Source organism: Flavobacterium ranwuense (assembly GCF_004349315.1).
GTDB lineage: Bacteria > Bacteroidota > Bacteroidia > Flavobacteriales > Flavobacteriaceae > Flavobacterium > Flavobacterium ranwuense.
This window is the reverse complement of the sequence record NZ_SMLH01000001.1, coordinates 1,024,091-1,047,143: the sequence shown is the minus strand read 5'-3', so window position 1 is coordinate 1,047,143 and position 23,053 is coordinate 1,024,091. Positions and strand designations below refer to the sequence as shown.

Here is a 23,053-nt window from a genome sequence, read left to right as displayed (position 1 = left end):
GACAGAAACAATAACAAAAATCGTATATAAAACAGAATGAGAAAAAACAATTTAAAATCAATTTTATTAGTTGCTGTATTAATTCCATTTATAAGTTTTGCCCAAATTAAAATGGAAAAAGTGAATTTACTAAATGGAAAAGTCGAATTTAATTCCCCGACAGAATTAACTAAAATGACTGATGAAATGTGGGCATTTAAATATCAAAACAAACCAAAACCAACATTTGTAGTATCAGATAAAAATGGAGGAGTCAATCTTGTTGCGGACACAACAAACCAGTCTGCATCAGAAAGTCAATTGGGCTTATGGAAAGATTTCCAAATTGAACAGTTAAAAAAAAACAGACCTGATTTAAAAGTTTTAAATGGTGGCGTAAAAGTTATTAATGGAAAGAAAGTTGGATATTTTAAATTTATAACACAAGCAATTGATCAAAAAATTTTTAATTATTACTTTTTCACAATTGTTGATGGAAAAATTTTATTATTCACATTTAATTGCATTGAAAAACTGCGAGTTAATTGGGAAAAGTCAGCAGATGAAATTGTAACTTCCCTTAAAACTAAATAAAATTGCTCCTGCCAACACACGTTTCAAGCGATTTGCGGATTTAGTGGAATTACCGTTTTATTTCCTATTTTCGTTCAGCAGAAAATATCCTTCTATAAAGTCTGCAAACAGCTTGAAGCGTGGGAACGCCCAGCTCTGCAAAGTGTTCATTCAACGCATAAATTTATCGTTAATGCTGCAAACGTCTCTGACTTTGCGCCCAGAATAACAAGCAAACAGTATAGTGAATATAAAATATTATCGGCATACAGGATTGGGCACAAAGTCAGAAGACTTCGTACGGCGTGAGGAGCATCCAATACAAATCTACAATCAGAGTCCTTGCGAGGAACGAAGCAAACACACTAACATGAGTGAGCAGATCTACTCGATCATTGGAACGGATCTACTAAATGAGATTGCTTCGTTCCTCGCAAAGACTTTGCGAACGGCATTATCAGTCATGATAAACTATTAGAAACGAAACACTACCTGAAATCTCCATTTTCACTCCTTTAATAATTCAAGCTCAATCCAAAACCCATTCCCATATCACTGTCATAATGCGTAGTAATTCCAAAATTTATTTTTACAATATAACGCAAACCCGCCATGTATTCTTTGTCCGTATTCCACATTAAATTCATGCGCAATCTTTTGGAAACCGGAATATCCATGCGTTCAAATTGTAACCTGAAATTCCCGTCGGTATAGACTTCTGCTTGTGCTTTGATGAGCATGGGCAACGTATATTCGACTCCGACACTAAAAACGGCACGATTGTCTTTGGTATTGGTTTGACCAAAAAGATTTTCTTCCATTTCTCCCATTTCCATTTTTCGATACCGCCAGTCAAAACCAATGAACGGCATCAACCATTGCATTTTTCCAATGTAACGTCCAATGTGCGTTTCGGTTTCATACCCATGATGATTTTTATACCCCAAACGCCATTCGGTACCAATACTCCAACGCGTGTTTTGAATCATCAGCATTCCATCGTTTCCATTGGTGGCAAAATCATTTTCGGCCATCACATGAAAAGCTCTGTCATCAGCGAATAATTTGCGTTGCGCTAATTTTGGATTTGGAATCAAAGGATTTGGCTCTTGATTTTCATAACTAAAAACCCTTCCCATTCCCGCCATCATGTGATAGAGAATGTGACAATGAAAAAACCAATCGCCTTTAACATTTGCATTAAACTCAATCGTATCAGTTTCCATCGGCATAATGTCGATGATGTTTTTCAGCGGTGCGTATGCTTCTTTTCCGTTGAGCACTCTAAAATCATGTCCGTGTAAATGCATGGGATGGCGCATCATCGAACCGTTGAAGAGCACAATCCGGACGTTTTCGCCCTTTTTAATTAGAATTTTATCGGCTTCCGAAACCACTTTATTGTCCAGACTCCACACGTAGCGATTCATGTTTCCTGATAATTCAAACCGCAATTCCTTTACCGGTGCGTCTTTTGGAAGCGTTGTTTTAGTGGGTGATTTTAACATCGCATAGTTCAAGGTCGTGATATCTGAAAGTGCATTAGAGTCATACTGATTATGATTCGCATGATCCGCTTCCTTTTGACTTTTGACTTTCAATTTTTGACTATTTCCAGTAATTTCAGGATACATCACCACATTCATGTCCATTTGATTCAGCGACATTTTCATGCCCATGTCATCTAAATCGCCATTCATTTTCATCATGCCATTCATCATTTTCATTCCTTCAAAATATTTTAATTTTGGCAAAGGCGAAATCAATTGCTTGATACCGTCTCCTAAATACAACGAAGCGGATTTTGTCCGATCCTCCGAAGTGACTAAAAATTCAAAAGCGGTCTTCTCAGCAGGAATAGTCACAACAACATCATAGGTTTCGGATACCGCAACAATCAAACGATCCACTTCAACTGGCTCCACATCATTTCCATCACTGGCCACCACGGTTATTTTCCCACCGGCATACGTTAGCCAAAAATAGGTAGAGGCGCCGCCATTGGCAATCCGCAATCGCACTTTATCACCCGCCTTGAACTGTGAAAGTTGACTTTCATTTTTTCCGTTAATCAGGAATTTATTGTAATACACATCACTTACGTCCATGGCGTTCATCCGTTTCCATTCGTTGGTGGCTTTTGTCTTGAAATGTCCCGCTTTTATGGCTTCGGCATAGCTTTGCGTAGTTCCTTTTTGAATCGCAAACCAATCCGTCGCATTGTGCAACATCCGATGGACATTATTCGGGTTCAGATCCGTCCATTCGCTCAGCATAATTGGAACGGTTGGTAAATCATCAATTCCTTTTCTAAACGTTGTATCATCCGATTTTTTATTCATGATAAAAGAACCGTACATCCCAATTTGTTCCTGCAAACCCGTATGACTGTGATACCAATGCGTTCCGTGCTGGATAATTGGAAAGGTATATTTATGCGTGGTATGCGGTTTGATTGGCATTTGTGTCAAATTAGGCACACCGTCTTCTTTATTAGGCAAAAACAATCCGTGCCAATGCAACGAAGTGTCTTCATTTAATTCGTTGTGTACATAAATTTCGGCAATATCGCCTTCAGTAAAGGTGAGTGTTGGCATCGGAATTTGTCCGTTTACCGCTATTGCTCTTTTAGGCGTATCGCCAAAAGTGACAATGGTATCGCGAACATATAAATCATACCGAACGGTTCTAGGCGGTGCATTTTTCGCTGTTCTTTTAATGGGCTCTGCTTTCACTGTGATGCTGTCTATAGGAGTAGCCACATGATTTTGATGCGTATCCGCACTTGCCGCTTTGGTTTGATTCACGCTGGTTCGCAACGGCATTTGCTTTTTAACAATTGCTTTTGGCACTTGTTTTTTGGCAACTGCTTTTTTTACTGGTTTTTTTACTGGTTTTGCTTTCTCTTTAATTAAATCCATCCCGCATTTGGGGCATTTCCCGGGTTTATTCGCATGAATTTCCGGGTGCATTACACAAGTGTACATTACAGGCTGTGTTTGAAAAATGGATGCTTTTCTGGAAATCGTAATTCCATTTTTATTTTCTGCTTTTGCAAAAGCAGAAATAAGCATCAGGAATACAAGTAGTAGTGTCGTATTTTTCATATTTTTTAATTTCCAAAGAATCTCTTAACTATTTTCTTTAAAGTTTTAAACCGCGCAATCGCAACGCATTGACAATTACGGAAACCGAACTGAAACTCATGGCCAAAGCCGCAATCATTGGCGAAAGCAACACCCCAAAAAAAGGATACAAAACACCCGCGGCAATTGGAATTCCCAATACATTATAGAAAAAAGCAAAGAATAAATTTTGCTTGATATTTCGCATCACGGCATGACTTAAATTCTTGGCTTTGACAATGCCTTGCAAGTCTCCTTTTACCAAAGTAATTTTAGCACTTTCAATGGCGACATCCGTTCCGGTTCCCATAGCAATTCCAATATCGGCTTGCGCCAAAGCCGGGGCATCGTTTATTCCGTCGCCTGCCATGGCTACAATTTTCCCTTCGGCTTGCAGTCGCTTAATTTCTTTCAACTTGTCTTCGGGCAAACAACTCGCTTTAAATGAACTTAAATTCAATTGTGTCGCCACTGCTTTTGCCGTGTTTTCATTATCGCCCGTTAGCATAATTACTTCAACTCCCTGACGCATTAATTCTTTTATGGCTTCGATACTTGTTGCTTTTATAGCGTCAGTTATCGATACAAATCCCACCGCAATTCCGTCAACTGAAATATAAGAAACCGTTTTTCCCAGTTTTTGTTCGGCTGTGATTTTATTTTCTAATTCTTCGGAAACCGTGGCATTCACCTGCTCCATCAATTTTTTATTTCCGAGCGCCACTTTTTTGTTGGTTACTGTTCCAATAACTCCTTTTCCGGAAATCGCTTCAAAATCCTTTACTTCGATTAATGAAACTGCTTTCGCTTTCGCAAAATTTACTACGGCTTGCGCCAAAGGATGTTCGCTGTACTGATTTAAAGATGCAATGCTTTGCAACAAAGAATCTTCGTCATTATTTAAGGAGAATACTTTTTCAATCGAAGGTTTTCCTTCGGTGATTGTTCCTGTTTTATCCGTAATCAGCACATTCACTTTATTCATATTTTCCAATGCTTCGGCGTTTTTTATCAAAACTCCTGATTGCGCTCCTTTCCCAACACCCACCATCACTGACATGGGCGTGGCTAATCCTAAAGCGCATGGACAGGCAATTATCAATACAGCAATCGCATTAATAAATCCATAAACCATTGCGGGTTCAGGACCAAATTGTGCCCAAACAAAAAAAGTAATTACAGATACAAAAACCACAATTGGCACAAAATATTTAGCTATTTTATCCGCTAGTTTTTGAATCGGTGCTTTAGATCTGCTGGCAGTATTGACCATTTGTATAATTTGCGAAAGCAAGGTTTCTGAACCTACTTTTTCAGCAATCATCACAAAGGATTTATTTCCATTTATTGTTCCGGAACTAATGCTGTCGCCTATTTTTTTATCAACAGGAATGGGTTCGCCTGTAATCATCGATTCGTCAATAGTACTTTCACCATCGGTGATTTTTCCATCCACCGGAATTTTATCTCCGGGTTTCACACGCAATAAATCGCCTTTTTTGATATCGTGAATCGAGATAACCGTATCTTTTCCATCGCGTACCAAAACAGCTTCGGTTGGTGCTAATTTCAACAATTCTTTTATCGCTCCACTGGTTTGGCTGTGTGCTCTGGCTTCGAGTAATTGCCCCAATAAAACCAATGTTAATATCACCGTTGTTGCTTCAAAATAGAGCGAAACGGCTCCGTCATGGGTTTTAAATTCGTCCGGGAAAATAGCGGGGAAAAATAATCCAACCAAACTAAACAGAAAAGCTACACCGGAACCAATTCCGATAAGGGTAAACATATTGAGATTCCAAGTAACAATTGATTTCCAAGCGCGCTCAAAAAACATCCAACAGGCATAAAAAACGACAGGAAGCGAAAGTACTAATTGCACCCAATTCCAGTTTGCCGTATCCATAATTTTAATTAATGGATTATTCGGAATCATATCTGACATGGCAATAATAAAAATAGGAACCGTACAAACTACCGCTATTTTCATTTTGCGCACCAAGTCATTATACACCTTATTTTCTTCAGAATCGGTGGGCTCCATTGGCACTAAATCCATCCCGCAAATCGGACAAGAACCGGGACCGTCTTTGATTACTTCGGGATGCATGGGACAGGTGTACATTGTTTTTGCCAAACTCAATTCTGGAACTTTTTCCAGATTCATTCCGCAAACTGGGCAACTTCCAGGTTTATCATAGACTTTTTCGCCCTCACAATGCATCGGACAATAGTATTTGCCTTGCGCGTTACTGGGTAAAATTATTGTTGATTTATCTTGTGATTTATTGGAACTGCAACATGATTTCTCGATTGGCTTATCCTCTTGTTTTACAGAACTGCAACATGACTTCTCGATTGGCTTCTCACTAGTTCCGTGAGAATCAACCGCATTATTCATTGTAATTGTGTAGTTTCCGGCTGCAGTTAAAGCCTCTTGTAATTGAGTAATCGGAATGTGTTTATCCATTGTTATTGTCGCTATTGGCGGATCCAAAGTAATTGTTGCCTGAATCCCTTCAACTGCATTCAATGTTTTTTCGACTTTGGAACGGCAACCGTCACAACTCATTCCTGTAATGTTATATGTATGCGTCATGATATTGTATATTAAATTATTTATACAAAGTTCCTCCTGAATACAACTTTAACTCTTATACAATTCTGGTTCTCTTTTGTATCTTTTATAGATTGTCGAGAGGATGTCGTTTCTGTTCTTTCAAGTTTTTGAAAAAAGTAGGTGTCAAACCTGTTACTTTTTTAAATTGTTTACTTAAGTGTGAGGCACTGCTGTAATTGAGTTGAAAGGCAATTTCATTCAAACTAAATTCGTCATAAACAATTAATTCTTTGACTCTTTCAATTTTTTGAAGGATATAATATTGCTCAATAGTAGTGATTTCTTGCAACGAAAAAAGATTACTGATATAGCTGTAATCTTGCCCAATAGCAGCTACTATATAATCTGACAAATTAGTTTTAAAACGATTGTCTTTGAAATGCACTAATTCTACAATCAGATTTTTTACCTTTTCTACCACTCGGCTTTTTTTATCATCGATAATTTCAAAACCTAAGGCTACTAATTTCTCATTAAGCTCCTGCTCTTTTCTTTTATTCAAGTCTTCAGAAATTTCCACTTCCCCTAATTCAACCGAAATAGCATGAAGTCCAAACTTTTCCAGTTCAGACTTCACTACCATTATACATCGGTTGCAAACCATATTTTTTATATGTAATTTCAAAATCTTATTTTACAGTTTCTACAATTCTACCGCAATTCAACATCTCAGAACCGAAATACGGATTTCTAATTTCTTTGGTTTCAGAAATCCAATAACCGTTTTTCCCTTCATTATACATTGGACAATACGCTTGATATAGCTTTTGATCTGTTCCAAAAGTTTTTATTAAATCATTCATATCTTTGCTCAACAGGGCAAAATATTCTCTTTGATGATCCATTTTTCCTGCGTTATCACCAATATGTTTCACATGCTCCTTTGCATCAGCAACAATATCATTGTATTTATTTTTCAGTTTTTTTTCTAAAATGGTATTAGAATTTACTTTGTTAAAAGTAGCATATAATGCTTTTCCAGCATTGGCAGCCCCTTTAGAATCATCTTTTACCAATGCATTTTTAAGCTTTAAATAGCTGCTTACTATTTCATTAATTGTAAACGAAGATTCAGCAATTGTTTTAGTGGTTACAGCAGTATTTTCCGTTTTAACAGCTGTAGTAATCGGATCATTATTTTCCGTTTTTGGCATTTGCGTCACTTTTTCTGTTAGTTCCATACCACATTCAGTACATTCTGCTCCTTTTTTACCGGTAACTTCAGGATGCATCGGACACGAATACAATTCCGAAGTCGTTTTGGTTGCAACTGATGTATCAGCTTCTGTTTCTTTATTTTTTTGATTGCAAGAAACGGATACTAATGCTAATGTGATTATTGATAGGATTGTATTTTTCATTTTAATAAATTATTTAATTGTTTAATTATTACAGCGAATTGCTGTAGTGTTTGACGACTCTTTTTTAAAAATCCATTTGGTGCTGATTATCACTTGTTTTATTTTGAAACATTGAAAAAGTTATATTCTAAATTCAGATAAAATCCATTTGGTGCAGACCGCAACATAGAACTGTATAATTCATGCCTGTAAGCTACATCAATTCGTGCTTGGCTGTTGATGATAAATTGAATGGAAGGCACAATATCCAAATATGATTTCCCTTTTTCGTTTAATGTCTGCCCAACAAACTCAACCATTGTATTGATATTTGTTTGTTTAAAATTAGTGTATTTTTTTGGATACATCAGTCTTCCAAACGACAATGTATAATTAGTGGCGTTATCACTTTGTGCTTCAGGAAATCTATAATCTGGTTTATTATCAAATGCTTTTTCAAAACTGACAGAAGCGCTTATGGCTACCTTTTTTATAAGCTGCGTAGCAACAATTCCCGTTTCAAAACCAGTATTATGCCCCATGATTTCTATCTGTTCCTGATGGATATCGGCATTATTAAAACTATATCTCCCAAATGCTGCCATTCGAAAATGACTCTGCAAATCATCCGTAGAAAGGAAACGATATTTAGTATAAAAACTGGCGCCTTCAGTAACCAACTGATTACTTCTATTGCTCACAAACATTGATGTTCTAACCATCAAATTCTTATTGATACCCCAAGTAACTTCGGGCATTACATGATAACTATATCCTGATTTCATTTGTTCCTTAAAAATGGATTGTCCCAAACGAACTCCTAATGAACCCGCAGGAACATTACTTGCCGGATCAGTTACCACAAAAAGTTCCTGAGCCGATATTCCTTGAATAAGAAAAAACGTAAATACGATTAAAAATTTTCTCATTAAATTACAGTTTTGATATGGTAATCGTCTTCGTTATCCAATGGATATGACGCTGTTTTTGAAAACGTTTTAAGCAGTTTTTTATGCTCTTTTTGAGTGACATATCCTTTATCAAAAACCCTTACTTTTATTTCACCGTTACTGTTTTTAAGTTCTTCATTCAATAAAACGAAAGTAGAACCGTTTACTGAAATGGTATTATCGCCTTCGGTTTCAAAGCTTTCTGCAGGCATTGTAATTACTAATGAACCGATAAAAAAGCCTGCTTTTTCAACGCCTTCTTTCAGTACTCTTGGCATTATTTTACTTTCTTTTTTAAAATAAACCGTGAAGGTATTCGTGTTCAAATCAGTACTCACGCTATCCACACCAACGGTTGCTTTCAGTTGTTTGTTTATCGCATTGGAACACATGGAACACGTTAAACCTGTAGCAATTATTTCTGCTTTTGATATTTGAGAATAGGATTTTACACTTGTCATTAAAACCAAACAAGCAATACCAATGAATTTCAAATTTATATTTTTCATTTTGTTTTATTTTTTTATTTGCATAATTATTTGTTCCTCTGTAGGATTGATGGCAACTAATTTTCCTGAAGCATCAAATAAATACGAATTGGGTAATTCTTCTACTCCAAAAAGCAGTGCTGATTTAGCATCAAAACCTTTAGCATCGATTAATTGCTCGTATGCTAATTTATCTTTTTGAATGGCATTCATCCACTTCGTTTTGTCCGTATCCAGCGATATCCCAACAATTTCGAAGTTGTCATTTTTATATTGATTGTATAAAGGAGCCAACTTTTTATTAGCCAGTCTACAAGGCGCGCACCAAGAAGCCCAAAAGTCAATCAAGACTGTTTTACCTTTCAGAGAAGTCAAATTTATTGTTGTCTCTTTATTATTTTTAAGTTGAAAATCAGGCAAACTGTCTCCCATTTTCATTTGGGCAGTTGCAATTGAAATACTGATTATCAAACTGAATAGCAGCATTATTTTTTTCATGTTATATTCTTTTTAAACAGTTATTGAATCGTTTCGACCGTTTTTCCGCAAGTCATCATTTGAGAACCGTAATATGGGTTTTTAACCGCGTTCTCTTTACTCAACCAGTTTGCGCCTTTACCACCATTTGCCATAGGACAAAACTGAAGATAAACCGGAGTTTCATATTTAGCCACTTTTATCAATTCGTAAATGGATTTTGAAAAAGGAATGAAAAATTCTCTTTGACGTTTGATGTCTTGAGTTTCCCAAATATTCTTGGCACCAGCCATTAAACCGTTCATTTCTTTCATCCAAACAATATGTTCCTCCGATTTTAGAGTTTCCATTTTCACGGAATTGATTGCCGATAATAAATCCTTCGCTTTTAAAGAAGCATTGTTTCCGTCAGTTTTTACCAAAGCATCTTTCAATAAAAAATAGTTGTCAAAAACAGCTTTTAATTTAGTATCCACTTGTTGTTTTGCAACCGTATTATCAGAGTGATTGGCGTGGTTTGCATGATTTTCTGCAGCAGCACTTTCCATTTTCATCTCTGTTGAAACGGCTACTTTTGCTTCTCTTTCATATTGACAACATCCATGTAATGCGTCATAAGTAGCATCCGGAGCTAGAAATTTATCGCTGTCATAACCGGCTAAAGCAATGCGTTTCAAGATTTCGTCCTGACTCGTTTTAGAGGAATCATACGTAAGTGTTGCCATTTTAGAATCTTTATTCCACTCGACTTTTGCCACTTTTTTCAGGTTTCCGGCAGTTTCTATCTTGCTTTTACACATGTCACAGTTACCGTATATTTTTACCGTTTCTGTTTTACCGTTTTTAATTTGCGCGCTTGCAATTGTAACTGAAAGCAATAGGATTATTGCCATCAATACTCTTTTTATTGAGTTCATTATATGAATAATTTTGAGGTGAATTAGTCGCAAAAAACATTGAAAACAATAGCCTGTTTCGCTATATTTCAAATTATATTCGACTAAAATTTAATGATTGTAAAGCATAAATGCTTTGAATTGGACAGTCTTTTGGCTGTCATAAAGGAATTTAGCTTATTTTAGGTGGAAGCCAAATAGAACGGAAATCGGAAGAAATAAAGATTTCTGAATAATAGTAATTTTGTTTTTCAGTAGAAAAACTGAAGAGTTGATTATTCAATTCGGTATAAAACAATGAAGTCAGACCCAAGTAAACAGTTGAGCTATTACAAGAAACATCCTTACAAGCTCCATTACAACCATCATGAGATTTCTCTTTTGAAGACTGTTCTTTTTTACAACATTCTTTTTTCTCCTTTTTCGAAGGAGATTCTTTTTTGCAACATGCCTTCTCCGTTTTTGTTCCACATGCAAAAGCCGCGCTTGGTGTCATAAAGAAACCAAGCACAACTAATAACACTATGTAAAAATTTTTAGACATTGTTTATCTTATATAGATTTGCAAAGTTATAAAATTAACAAATACTGTAAATTAATTCATTCACAAATACGTGTTAAAAACAAATCTTTATTTTCCTTCTCCCAATATCCCATTCATTATGGACTGTAATACTGACAATATGATACTAAAGAACAAGGCCGTCCAAAACGTATCGACACTAAATCCGCCAACAATTTTTGTACATAACAAAATCATAAGTGCATTAATAACCAATAAAAACAATCCTAAAGTAATAATAGTAACCGGCAATGTAAGTATTACCAATATTGGTTTGATAAATATATTAAGTAACCCTAGAACAATTGCTACGATTAATGCTGTAGTAAATCCTGCTACACGAACACCCGGCATAAAGTTCGCAATTAGTAATACTAAGCCCGAAGTGATAAGAATTTTAATCAGTAAATTCATGAATTTTTGTTTTAAAGTTTTAATAAATGTAGTGAAAATTTAAAATTATTACGTTTATTTCAAAAAAGAAGTCACTTTTTGGTAAAATTCGGTTGGGTTTTCGGCATGAAGCCAATGCCCTACATTAGGAATCGTTTCGATGCTTGAATCAGGGAAATGTTGTTTTATGTTTTCAAAATCACTGTCCAGAATATAATTGGAATTTCCGCCTCGAATGAACAACGTTGGTTTCTCGAAAATGAATCCTTCAGGTAAAGGAATTCCAATTTCATCCATTTTTCTGTTAAAAACTTCCAAATTAAATCGGAAGGCGAGTTGTCCTGGCTCCTGCCAAAATAAATTTTTCATTAAGAATTGTCTGGTTCCAAAATCAGGGACATAACTGGCCATGATTTCTTCGACTTCGTTTCGGCTTGGTTTTAATGAAAAATCAACGGCATTCAGTCCCACCAAAATATCCTGATGGTGTTGCGGATAAAATTTTGGTCCGATGTCAGCAACAATAAGTTTATCAACCAATTCCGGATGTGTCGTTGCCAAAAGCATCGCTACTTTCCCGCCCATGGAATGCCCGATGACATTGATGTTTTCTAAATTATTGGCTTCGCAATACTCGAAGACATCTTGAACCATCACTTCATAACTAAATTCTTCTGAATGTAAGCTTCGGCCGTGGTTGCGTAAATCCAGTATGTGAACCTGAAAATCAGCCGCAAATTGCGTTCCGAGTGTTTTCCAATTATCAGACATTCCCAGAAATCCGTGGAGAATTAAAAGCGGTTGCCCTGAGCCTTCTATTTTTGAGTATAACATTTGATTTTAGATTGCAGATTAACGATTTTAGATTGCAGATTTCTGCATTCATAATTCGTCAATCAATATTCAAAAAAAATTATTTTAATTTTTGCAAATACATATTCACCACATTATCCAATCCCAGATAAATGGCTTCGGAAATCAGTGCGTGACCAATGGAAACTTCTAGTAATCCCGGAATATTTTGTTTGAAAAACTGAATGTTATCTAAACTCAAATCGTGACCTGCATTGATTCCTAGTCCTAATTCATTGGCTAAAATTGCTGATTCCGTATACGGTTTTATTCCATCTGGATTTCCTAAACCGTATTGATGTGCAAATGCCTCTGTGTACAATTCGATTCTTTCGGTTCCAATTTTTTTCGCGCCTTCAATCATTTCGAGAACAGGATCTACAAAAATGGAAGTTCTGATTCCGTTGCGTTGAAATTCCTGAACGATTTCGGTTAAATATGCAGCGTGTTTTATGGTATCCCAACCTGCATTTGACGTTATGGCATCGATTGCATCCGGCACCAAAGTCACTTGCGTCGGTTTTATTTCGAGAACCAGATTGATAAAGGTTTTCTCTGGATTTCCTTCAATATTATATTCGGTGTAAACGATAGACTTTAAATCTCGGGCATCTTGATAGCGAATGTGGCGCTCATCCGGACGGGGATGAATGGTGATTCCTTCGGCACCAAACTTTTGAATATCGGTAGCTACTTTTAATAAATCGGGAACATTTCCTCCACGAGCATTTCGCAAAGTAGCTATTTTATTGATGTTTACACTTAATTTTGTCATTAGAACACTTTTTGATTTTGATACTAGTATTTATTGGAACAAAAATACAAAGTAAAACTTAGGAGATTTTGCTTATTTTTGATTATTTTGCATGAAATATTCCCGATTGATTTATGACAGAAATTACAGAATATATCACCAATGACTTTAAAGCCATTGACAGCCAAGATTCTATTGCGACTGTTCAAGACTTTTTTAGTGAATTACACTTTTCTCATTTTCCAATTATTGAAGAGGGAATTTATATTGGCAGTATTGCATCCGAAGATATAGAGACTTTTGACAGTGATAAAAAAGTAGCGGATTATCGATTTACTCTAGACGGTTTTTTTACCAGAACAAATACGATGTGGCTGGATGTTTTAGAAGTTTTTGCAAAAAACCACACCAATTTAGTTCCCATTTTGGACGAAAACAATACATACGTGGGGTATTATGAAATAGAGGATATTATGAAATTTTTTCATGAAACACCATTTTTAAAAGAACCAGGCGGAATCATTGTTGTCAAAAAAGGAGTTTTGGATTATTCGATGAGTCAAATTACTCAAATTATAGAAAGCAATAACGGAAAACTTTTAGGGCTATTCATCTCTGAAGCGGATATTGAGAGTGTTGAAGTAACTTTAAAAATAACTTTGGGCGCGATGAATGAAATCATTCAAACTTTTAGAAGATACAATTATGAAATCATATCGGAACATCAAGAAGATAATTATATCAATAATTTAAAAGAGCGCTCTGACTATTTAGACAAATACCTTAATATATAGTTTTCGTTTAACCGATTATTTGTTTAATCGATTAAGCGCCAAAATAAACATATCAACATTAAACGATTAAACAAAAAGATGAAAGTAGCTATCTACGGTCAATATTATCAAAACAGCACAGAACCCATCATAAACGACATCTTTGTTTTTTTTAACAAAAACAATGTAGAGATGATTATCGAGTCTCATTTTTTATTGATGCTTAACGAACGGAAGATTGTAGAAAAAAAATACAAAACTTTTACATCCCATACGGAGCTGGATGCTAGTTTTGATATGCTGATAAGCATAGGCGGAGATGGAACTATACTAAGAGCCGCAACATTAGTCAGAGATTCCGGCATACCAATTCTAGGTATAAATGCAGGCAGGCTAGGTTTCTTGGCTTCTGTACAAAAAGAGAATATTGCATCGTTTATGCAATTTGTAATTGATAAAAAATATACGATTTCTAAAAGAGCATTATTGAGTTTAACGTGCTCGCCTCCGAATGAATCCATTGAAGAAATCAATTTTGCCATGAATGAAATTACGGTCAGCCGAAAAGACACCACTTCGATGATTACGATTGACACGTACTTGAATGATGAGTTTTTGAATTCCTATTGGGCTGACGGTTTAATCATTTCTACACCAACAGGATCCACAGGATATTCCCTTAGCTGTGGTGGTCCAATTTTGACCCCTGATGTAAAAAGCTTAGTCATTACTCCTATTGCTCCTCATAACCTTACTGCCAGGCCACTTGTAGTCCCGGATGAAACTGAAATCCGATTAAAAGTTTCGGGAAGAGAGGAATACTATTTGGTCTCCTTAGATTCCAGAGTTACCTCAATAAAAAACGAATCGATTCTGACTTTAAAGAAAACCCCTTTTCAAATTAACATGGTCGAAATTCCCGAAGAAACATTTTTGAAAACACTTCGCAGCAAATTACTTTGGGGAGAAGACAAGAGGAATTAAATCATTTTAATCAAACGCTATACGATTTTATCAATTTTTCCCGTTTTAGTGAAACAAATATTCATTTAGTGTGCGTTTAACAGTTAATTATTAAAAAAACACACATTTAACTCAATGGGTATTGAATCGAATTGATAATTATTATATTTGCACGCAATTTTTGATTAAATGAACAAAAAAATTTATTTGTTTTTTTGCTTTTTCCCTTTTATGGCTCTCCATGCTCAGATACATGAGGTTGGTGTGTTTTTAGGCGGAAGCAATTTTATTGGAGATGTTGGCCCTACAACTTATGTTTCGCCAAATGAACCTGCTTTCGGATTGCTATACAAGTGGAATAAAAGTGCCAGACATGCTTATCGATTTTCTTATACACAATCAAAAATCGTTTCAAATGATTTAGATTCAAAAGAAGCCGGTAGAAACCAAAGGGGCTATCGTTTTGAAAACGGCATAAAAGAAGTATCTTTAGGCCTTGAATTCAACTTTTTTGATTTTGATCTTCATGATTCCAGTACTAAAATCACTCCATATGTGCATTCAGGCATAAGTTATTTTAGACACGATGAATTGTATGTATTGAACGGCGAAACTAAAAAAGATAGAAACACAGGTTCATTTGCAGTGCCAATGACTCTAGGAATAAAATCAAATATTACTCCTAGTTTAATATTGGCTGCAGAAGTTGGCGCAAGATATACTTTGACGGATAATATAGACGGAAGTAATCCAAAAAATAAAAATTTGGAAACACTCCAATTTGGAAATATAAATAATAATGATTGGTATGTTTTTTCAGGAGTTACCTTAACGTATACCTTTGGAAATAAACCCTGTTATTGTGCAGAATAAAAAAATGAATTTACTAGAGACGATCAACAAGAATAACTTGCCAAAACATTTGGCTATCATAATGGATGGTAATGGCCGCTGGGCAAAACAACAAGGCCTTTTAAGAGCTTTAGGTCATGAAAGCGGAACAAAATCCGTTAAAGCAATCATTGAAGCCAGCGCTAAGCTCGGCATCGAATTCCTTACTTTATATGCTTTCTCCACTGAAAACTGGAACAGACCAAAACTAGAAGTTGAAACTTTAATGAAAGTGCTTATCAACTCCTTAAAAAAAGAACTTGTAACACTCCAAAAAAACAACATCAAACTGAATGCTATCGGTAATTTAGAAAAATTACCGAAATCAGCACAAAAAGAACTACTTGATGTTATTGATAAAACTAAAGACAATACACAAATGACTTTGACTCTGGCGTTAAGCTACGGTTCTAGAGAAGAAATTGTCAGCGCAGTCAGAAACATCTGTAATAAAGTTAAAAATAATATAATTTCAATAGACACTATTGACGATTCCATTATTAATGAGCATCTTTACACGCAAAATTTACCTGACGTAGATTTATTAATACGAACAAGTGGAGAACATAGGATAAGTAACTTTTTGTTGTGGCAGATTGCCTATTCAGAATTGTATTTTACTGACATATTGTGGCCAGACTTTAAAGAACAAGATTTATATGAGGCTATCATTAGTTATCAAAAAAGAGAACGTAGATTTGGAAAAACAAGTGAACAAATTAAATAATTTTTTAGTGTTAAATAAAAGCATAAAAATAGTCCTTACCGTTTTGATTTTTGGAAGTTTTACACAAGTTAAAGCTCAAGAAAGAGTTCCTTTTGATCAAGGGAAAAAATACATTTTAGCCGATGTGACTGTAGTTGGAGATATTAGTTTCAACTCTCAAACTGTAGTAACTTTTTCAGGTTTAGAAAAAGGACAAGAAATAACAATTCCTGGTGAAGAAATCAGTGCTGCTATAAAAAAACTGGGAAAACTGGGTCTCTTCGATGAAATTTCATTTTATGTAAATAAAGTACAGAATGACAGTATTTATCTTGATTTGAATATTGTAGAGTTACCTAAATTAAACCAAGTAAAATTTGTAGGCGTTAAGAAAACGAAAACAGAAGCTTTAATAAAAGACAACAGTCTAAATAAAGGGAAAGTAGTTAATGAAAACTTGATTACTACCACCAAAAACTACATAGAAAATAAATACAAAAAGGACGGTTTCTATAATACTAAAGTAAACATAAACACTGTAAAAGATACTTCGACGGTAAATCAAGTGAATATGCTTGTGAGTATCGACAAAGGGGAAAAAGTAAAAATTCAAAAAATTGATTTTGTAGGAAATACAAAAATGTCAGACAAAGCTTTGCGAAAAGCGATGAAGGAAACGAAACAAAAAAATCCTATTCGCATTCTAAAAGCATCAAAGTTTATAAAAGATAAATATAAAACTGATTTAGAAAAAGTAGTTTCAGCTTATAAGGAAAAGGGATACAGAGATGCCAGAATACTTTCGGATTCTGTAACTTTTGACAAAGAAAAGAACGCATTATCAATTAAAATAAATGTAGAAGAAGGTAATAAATATTACTTTGGAGACATTAAATTTTTAGGGAATACGGTGTATACCGATCAAGGATTAAGCCGAATATTAGGTGTTAAAAAAGGAGAAACCTACAATGGTGTTCTGCTGCAAAAAAGAATTGCAGATGCATCAAAACCTGATGGCGAAGACATTGACAATTTATATAAAAATAATGGTTATTTATTTTCTAATATAAATGCCGTTGAGGTAAGAACAGCAAATGACACTATTGATTTTGAAATACGAATCACTGAAGGACCAATTGCTTATTTCAACAAAATTACTGTTGTTGGAAATGACAAAACAAATGACCGTGTGATTTATCGTGAATTAAGAACAAAACCAGGAGAAAAATACAGCAAAGAAGAATTAGTTAGAACCATTCGTGAAATTGGACAACTAGGATTTTTTGATCCGGAAGCGATTGATCCAAAGTTCAAGAATGTAGATTCGGGAGCGGGAACAGTTGATATTGAATACAATCTTGTAGAAAAAGGTTCGAGTCAAATTGAACTTCAAGGTGGTTATGGCGGAGGTGGTTTCATCGGTACTCTTGGACTATCGTTTAACAACTTTTCAGCAAGAAACATGTTAAACAAAGATTCGTATAAGCCATTGCCTATGGGAGATGGTCAAAAAGTTTCTTTACGTTTACAAGCCAGTACTTTCTTTCAAACGTATAGCGTTTCATTTTCTGAACCTTGGTTTGGCGGAAAAAAACCAGTACAATTTAGTACTTCGTTATCGTACAGTAAACAATTTTTAAATAATTTTGTTACACAAAAAGCGGATAAAACTAAAAGTTTTAATATCATGACATTGTCTGTTGGTTTAGCAAAAAGACTGACTGTTCCAGATGATTTCTTTGTATTGTCACAATCTTTAAGTTACCAACATTATGATTTAAATAATTACAATACCGGATTATTTACCTTTGGAGATGGAACATCTAGAAACATGGCTTATACCATAGGATTAACAAGAAGTAATAAAGGTGTGAATCCAATTTTTCCAACGTACGGATCGGAGTTTAGTATTTCAGCTAAATTAACCCCTCCTTATTCATTGCTAAACGGAACAGATTATGCAACATTAGGAGATAAAGAAGAATATAAATTAAAAAATACTGTTGACCGCCAAAATGTGCCGGATGCCAATGGAAACATTGTTCAAATAGGAGATTATATTGACACCAATGGGAATAAAGTTACTGATTATACTCTTGCAGCAACAAATATCAGTAAAGTAGATCAAGAGCGTTTTAATTGGTTAGAATATTACAAAATAAAGTTCAAAGCAGACTGGTATACAAAAATTTATGGTAAATTAGTGCTTAGAACTTTAACAGAATTTGGTTTCCTTGGAGCATACAATCAAGACAGAGGTGTTGTTCCTTTTGAACGATTCTATCTTGGTGGTGATGGACTGGCAAATTATTCAATGGATGGTAGAGAAACAGTACAGTTGAGAGGATATCCTAACAACTCGTTGACGCCTGTAAATGAGACAGGAGATCAAATCGGAGCTACTGTTTTTAATAAATTTTCAATGGAATTGCGTTATCCTATAACACTAAAATCATCGGCTTCAATTTACGCATTGGCATTTATAGAAGCAGGGTCATCGTTTAAGGATTTCAAAAGCTATAATCCATTTGCATTAAATCGCTCAGCTGGAGTTGGTTTACGTGTATTTATGCCAGCATTTGGTTTATTGGGAATTGATTTTGGACACGGTTTTGATACATTGCCAGGACAAGCAAAAGCTAATGGATGGGAAACCCATTTTATCATTGGACAGCAGTTCTAAAAAAATTGGTTATAAATTTTCTAATACAGTAACGTTATGAGAAAACAATTTTTATATCTATTTTTAGTATTAGTCATTGTACAAACAATTGACGCACAAACCAGAGGAACTAAGCTAGGCTACATTGATATGGAATACATTTTACAAAATGTACCCGATTATACAGAAGCAAAGACTCAATTAGAGCAAAAGGCTGAAAAATGGAAACTGGAGATTGATACTAAGAAAATTGAAATCAATAAATTGAAGGAAGCCTTAAAAGCAGAAAGAGCTTTATTGACGAAAGAGCTAATTGACGAAAGAGAAACAGAAATTAATTTTCTTGAAAACGAAAATCTAGAATACCAACAAAAAAGATTTGGTGCCAACGGAGATTTGATGATACAAAAATCCGTTTTGGTAAAACCAATACAAGATCAAGTTTTTACTGCGGTTCAAGATATTGCAGAACGGTTAAAATATGATTTTATCTTTGACAAAACTTCCGACTTGACCATGTTATTTGCGGCAAAAAGATTTGATATAAGCGATCAAATTTTACGCACACTGAACAGGACAGAAAAAAGAGAACAGTTGACTAAAAAACAATTAAAAGAAGAGGAAGCTAAAGAAAACAAAGAAGATGCATTGGACGAAAATCCAGCATTGGTAGAGAGACAAAAACTCTTAGATGATAAAAAAGCTACAAGAGATAAAACACTCGCTGATAGAAAATTGCTTCAGGAGCAAAAGAAAAAAGAATTTGATGACAAAAGAAAACAAATTTTAGCGGACAGAGAGGCTAAAAAAAATGGCACGGTTTCTGCAAATGTTAAAATAGACGGCACTGAAACAGTAACTGGCAACGATCCTGATAAAGACAGCACGAAACAAGCAGTTGAAGATCTCAAACAAAAACAAGCGGCCGCAAAAGCCAAAACATTAGAAGATCGTAAGAAAGTTTTAGAGGATCGCAAGAAAGCATTAGACGAAAAAAGAAAAAAAACACTGGAAGACAGGGAAGCAATTAGAAAAGCTAAAGAAGAAAAATTAAAAGAGAATACAAACAAAAATTAATTATTAAATATTTTAAAAACGATGAAACAAATTAAAACTCTATTTATTGCTGCCATTTTTATTTTAGGAGCAAACCAAACAATTAATGCACAAGCAAAAACTGCTCATGTTGATGTAAGTGAAATTATGTCAAAAATGCCAGCAATGCTAGATGCTCAAAAACAATTGGAAAAATTGAGTACTACGTATGATGCTGATTACAAAAAAATGGTTGAAGAATACCAAGGAAAATTGAAAAAATACGAAGCTGAAGCTGCTACAGTTACTGAAGCAATAAATGGTGAGCGCTCTAAAGAAGTTCAAGATATGCAAAAAAGAATTGTTGACTTTAGAGACAATGCTCAAAAAGAATTGCAACAAAAAGAATCTGATATCGTAAAACCATTAATGGAAAAAGTAAGAGCTTCTATTCAAAAAGTAGGAAAAGCTAAAGGGTTCCAGTATGTATTAGATGGTACTTCTTTATTACTTGCAGACGGTCCAAACTTGACTATGGATGTAAAAAAAGATTTAGGTTTCTAAAACCAATCGATACTCGTACAAAACTGCTCACCCTTATCTTAGGCTTGAGCAGTTTTTTGTTTAAAATAAATTTTAGGAAATTCAAATTTCAGCATGTAACTTTGTTTTATGAACAGCAATAATCAACCTATAGGAATTTTTGACTCAGGGATTGGCGGAACTTCAATTTGGAAAGCAATCCATCAATTACTACCCAATGAAAAAACCATATATCTGGCAGATAGTAAAAATGCCCCTTATGGACAAAAATCTAAACAAGAGATTATTACATTGAGTATGAAAAATACTGATTTTCTTCTGGAAATGAAATGCAAATTAATTGTCATAGCTTGTAATACTGCAACCACTAATGCAATACAAGAGTTAAGAGCTACATATGACATTCCGATTATAGGTATTGAGCCTGCAATAAAACCGGCTGTTACGCATTCTAAAACACAAATAATAGGAATCTTGGCTACACAAGGAACCCTGAACAGTGAACTTTTCAACAAGACTACAGAAAAGTACCAAGACACAAAAATAATTGAGCAAGTGGGCCACGGATTGGTCCAGCTAATTGAAAACGGGGATATCAATTCCCCAGAGATGACTAAACTGCTTCACTCCTACCTGACTCCGATGATTGAAGCCAACATCGATTATTTAGTATTAGGGTGTAGTCATTATCCCTATCTGATTCCACAAATCAAAAAAATCCTTCCAGAACACATTCAAATTATAGATTCTGGTGAAGCTGTTGCCAAACAAACACAAAATATATTACGAGACAAAGTAGGTTTTTCATCGACACAAAACAGTGAACCCGTTTTTTATACAAATATAAATCCAAAAGTTTTGACTGAAATTTTAGAAAATAAATACACAGTTGAAGAAATAGATTTTTAAACTAGATTTTTCACTCTTCTTCTTTGAACCAACTCGAATACATTACATAATTATTCGAAATGCGTTCAATTTCGCCCGCAAAATCAGATTGATCAATATCTTTCACTTTCTTAGCAGGGACCCCTGCCCAGATCGTACCAGATGCTACAACTGTATTTTGAGTAATAACAGCACCGGCAGCCACAATAGAATTACTTTCGATCACACAATTATCCATTACGATAGCTCCCATTCCTATTAGCACATTGTCGTGAACCGTACAGCCGTGTACAATAGCATTATGACCAATGGAAACGTTATTCCCTATAATTGTTGGGTGCTTTTTATACGTACAATGAATAACTGCCCCATCTTGTATATTTACTTTATTACCAATTTTAATGAAATTTACATCCCCTCTTATTACGGCGTTAAACCAAACACTACAATTTTCTCCAAAAGAAACATCACCTACAATAGTTGCATTTTCGGCTACATAACAATCCTCCGGAATTGAAGGTGACTTACCGTTAACAGATTTAATTAGCATGAGTAAAATGTAATAATTTATTAATTAATTGCCGGACAATAACAATCGTATTTTACCGGTTTACAGAACAAGTCAATTCCTAAAGTTATTTGGTGGTAGCCACCATTATCGAACTTAACAGCTCCGGTTAATTGAGAATAGGTATAGGCAAACATAAATCTGTCAAAGTTAACACCTACTATTGGAGTAATATATTGCAGTTTTTGTTTCGAAACAGAATTTCCATCAATATATTCTGCACCGTCAAAACTTCTTCTATAGGATAATCCGCCCCAAAGCTTTCCAAAATCTAACGTTTTATAGGCTTTAAAATTAATATCAATCGATTTTTCTTTAGTTTGATCCACCATTTGGAATAAAACAGAAGGCTCCCATAATATTTTATCTCTGTCCCCAAAGATGTAACCAGCACTCAATAAGTACTTTCTTAAATTATCACTTTCATATTCAGTGTAAATATCTCTTCTGGTCTCTATGACATTTTTTACAGTAGCATGAGCATAAAAATCCAAGTAGTTGTAAGACGCTCCAATATCTACATTAAAATAAGAATCTTTTTGTACGACAGTTCCATCAATAATTGGGTCAAAATCACCTGATTGCATGAATTCCGTTTCATCTAATTGACTTTGAATTAATCCTGCGCTGATACCAAAAGACAATTGGTTCAAATCGACCTCATCTCTTGAAAACATAAGGTGATAGGCATAACTAAATTTGACTCCTTTTTGGGAATGATATCCATTTTTATCATTGAAAAGTATAATTCCGGCACCTGCTTTTTCACCTACTCTTCCATTAAAACTTAATGTTTGAAGCTCTGGAGCATCTTCCTGATCAAACCATTGTTTACGACCCGTCAGCCTAATTTTGGCACAATTTGACGCACCTGCCATAGAAGGATGAATTAAGTAATAGTTGTCTGAAAGATAATCGGAATAAACAGGAATTCCTTCCTGTGAAAAGGAATAATAGGATATAAAAAAAAGAGCAGATAAAAATTTAATTTTATTATACATTTAATTACTTTTTA

The 23,053-nt window shown here is 34.8% G+C and carries 23 protein-coding genes; 9 read left to right on the top strand and 14 right to left on the bottom strand.

Going from position 1 to position 23,053, the window contains the following annotated elements; genetic code table 11:
- Positions 1–36 precede the first annotated feature (36 nt).
- Positions 37–573, top strand: coding sequence for a DcrB/PsbP domain-containing protein (locus tag E0I61_RS04525; RefSeq protein WP_132069676.1), 537 nt, complete (start codon positions 37–39; stop codon positions 571–573).
- 494 nt (positions 574–1,067) lie between these two features.
- Here E0I61_RS04525 and E0I61_RS04520 read toward each other — a convergent pair whose 3' ends face one another.
- The 12 genes from E0I61_RS04520 to E0I61_RS04465 form a co-directional block, all read right to left on the bottom strand.
- Positions 1,068–3,659 (bottom strand): multicopper oxidase domain-containing protein, encoded by a 2,592-nt coding sequence (locus tag E0I61_RS04520; protein WP_132069674.1) that lies wholly within the window; start codon positions 3,657–3,659, stop codon positions 1,068–1,070.
- A 37-nt stretch (positions 3,660–3,696) separates the two neighbouring features.
- The gene (locus tag E0I61_RS04515) at positions 3,697–6,276 is read right to left on the bottom strand and encodes a heavy metal translocating P-type ATPase (protein WP_132069672.1); all 2,580 of its coding nucleotides are present in this window, start codon (positions 6,274–6,276) and stop codon (positions 3,697–3,699) included.
- A gap of 85 nt (positions 6,277–6,361) precedes the next feature.
- The gene (locus E0I61_RS04510; RefSeq protein ID WP_132069670.1) at positions 6,362–6,925 is read right to left on the bottom strand and encodes a helix-turn-helix domain-containing protein; all 564 of its coding nucleotides are present in this window, start codon (positions 6,923–6,925) and stop codon (positions 6,362–6,364) included.
- 1 nt (position 6,926) lies between these two features.
- Positions 6,927–7,658, bottom strand: coding sequence for a DUF3347 domain-containing protein (locus E0I61_RS04505; protein ID WP_132069668.1), 732 nt, complete (start codon positions 7,656–7,658; stop codon positions 6,927–6,929).
- A 98-nt stretch (positions 7,659–7,756) separates the two neighbouring features.
- Positions 7,757–8,566, bottom strand: a complete 810-nt coding sequence (locus tag E0I61_RS04500) for a hypothetical protein (protein WP_132069666.1) — start codon at positions 8,564–8,566, stop codon at positions 7,757–7,759.
- Positions 8,566–9,096 (bottom strand): heavy-metal-associated domain-containing protein, encoded by a 531-nt coding sequence (locus E0I61_RS04495; protein WP_132069664.1) that lies wholly within the window; start codon positions 9,094–9,096, stop codon positions 8,566–8,568. Before E0I61_RS04495 ends, E0I61_RS04500 begins: the two co-directional genes overlap by 1 nt.
- A 6-nt stretch (positions 9,097–9,102) precedes the next feature.
- A complete protein-coding gene (locus E0I61_RS04490) occupies positions 9,103–9,573 on the bottom strand; it encodes a TlpA family protein disulfide reductase (protein WP_132069662.1) in 471 nt (156 codons plus the stop codon).
- A 20-nt stretch (positions 9,574–9,593) separates the two neighbouring features.
- Positions 9,594–10,469: a DUF3347 domain-containing protein gene (locus E0I61_RS04485; RefSeq protein WP_132069660.1), complete on the bottom strand. Its 876-nt coding sequence runs from the start codon at positions 10,467–10,469 to the stop codon at positions 9,594–9,596.
- A gap of 151 nt (positions 10,470–10,620) precedes the next feature.
- Positions 10,621–10,992: a hypothetical protein gene (locus E0I61_RS04480; protein WP_132069657.1), complete on the bottom strand. Its 372-nt coding sequence runs from the start codon at positions 10,990–10,992 to the stop codon at positions 10,621–10,623.
- An 87-nt stretch (positions 10,993–11,079) separates the two neighbouring features.
- Complete coding sequence (locus tag E0I61_RS04475; RefSeq protein WP_131990228.1) at positions 11,080–11,424, bottom strand: phage holin family protein; 345 nt, start codon at positions 11,422–11,424, stop codon at positions 11,080–11,082.
- 54 nt (positions 11,425–11,478) lie between these two features.
- Entirely contained in the window at positions 11,479–12,237 is a 759-nt protein-coding gene (locus E0I61_RS04470) for an alpha/beta fold hydrolase (RefSeq protein ID WP_132069655.1), read from the bottom strand.
- 79 nt (positions 12,238–12,316) lie between these two features.
- The gene (locus E0I61_RS04465) at positions 12,317–13,030 is read right to left on the bottom strand and encodes a pyridoxine 5'-phosphate synthase (protein ID WP_132069653.1); all 714 of its coding nucleotides are present in this window, start codon (positions 13,028–13,030) and stop codon (positions 12,317–12,319) included.
- A 113-nt stretch (positions 13,031–13,143) separates the two neighbouring features.
- Here E0I61_RS04465 and E0I61_RS04460 point away from each other — a divergent pair, with 113 nt between their 5' ends.
- From E0I61_RS04460 to murI, 8 genes are all read left to right on the top strand, one after another.
- Positions 13,144–13,803, top strand: a complete 660-nt coding sequence (locus E0I61_RS04460) for a CBS domain-containing protein (RefSeq protein ID WP_131990231.1) — start codon at positions 13,144–13,146, stop codon at positions 13,801–13,803.
- A 78-nt stretch (positions 13,804–13,881) separates the two neighbouring features.
- Entirely contained in the window at positions 13,882–14,766 is an 885-nt protein-coding gene (locus E0I61_RS04455) for an NAD kinase (protein ID WP_132069651.1), read from the top strand.
- A 168-nt stretch (positions 14,767–14,934) separates the two neighbouring features.
- On the top strand, positions 14,935–15,618 hold the full coding sequence (gene porG, locus E0I61_RS04450; protein WP_132069649.1) for a type IX secretion system protein PorG: 684 nt from the start codon (positions 14,935–14,937) through the stop codon (positions 15,616–15,618).
- Between the two features lie 4 nt (positions 15,619–15,622).
- A complete protein-coding gene (locus tag E0I61_RS04445; protein WP_132069647.1) occupies positions 15,623–16,363 on the top strand; it encodes an isoprenyl transferase in 741 nt (246 codons plus the stop codon).
- Positions 16,296–19,025 (top strand): BamA/OMP85 family outer membrane protein, encoded by a 2,730-nt coding sequence (locus E0I61_RS04440; protein ID WP_131990234.1) that lies wholly within the window; start codon positions 16,296–16,298, stop codon positions 19,023–19,025. Before E0I61_RS04445 ends, E0I61_RS04440 begins: the two co-directional genes overlap by 68 nt.
- Positions 19,026–19,061: 36 nt before the next feature.
- Positions 19,062–20,081, top strand: a complete 1,020-nt coding sequence (locus E0I61_RS04435; protein WP_131990235.1) for an OmpH family outer membrane protein — start codon at positions 19,062–19,064, stop codon at positions 20,079–20,081.
- A 21-nt stretch (positions 20,082–20,102) separates the two neighbouring features.
- Positions 20,103–20,603, top strand: a complete 501-nt coding sequence (locus E0I61_RS04430; RefSeq protein WP_131990236.1) for an OmpH family outer membrane protein — start codon at positions 20,103–20,105, stop codon at positions 20,601–20,603.
- A 108-nt stretch (positions 20,604–20,711) separates the two neighbouring features.
- Positions 20,712–21,491: a glutamate racemase gene (murI, locus tag E0I61_RS04425; protein WP_132069645.1), complete on the top strand. Its 780-nt coding sequence runs from the start codon at positions 20,712–20,714 to the stop codon at positions 21,489–21,491.
- Positions 21,492–21,501: 10 nt separating this feature from the next.
- Here the strand turns inward: murI and E0I61_RS04420 are convergent, their stop codons facing one another.
- Positions 21,502–22,020 carry a gamma carbonic anhydrase family protein gene (locus E0I61_RS04420; protein WP_131990238.1) on the bottom strand — a complete coding sequence of 173 codons (519 nt, stop codon included), beginning with the start codon at positions 22,018–22,020 and terminating at the stop codon, positions 21,502–21,504.
- Positions 22,021–22,040: 20 nt separating this feature from the next.
- Positions 22,041–23,039 (bottom strand): PorP/SprF family type IX secretion system membrane protein, encoded by a 999-nt coding sequence (locus E0I61_RS04415; protein ID WP_131990239.1) that lies wholly within the window; start codon positions 23,037–23,039, stop codon positions 22,041–22,043.
- Positions 23,040–23,053 lie beyond the last annotated feature (14 nt).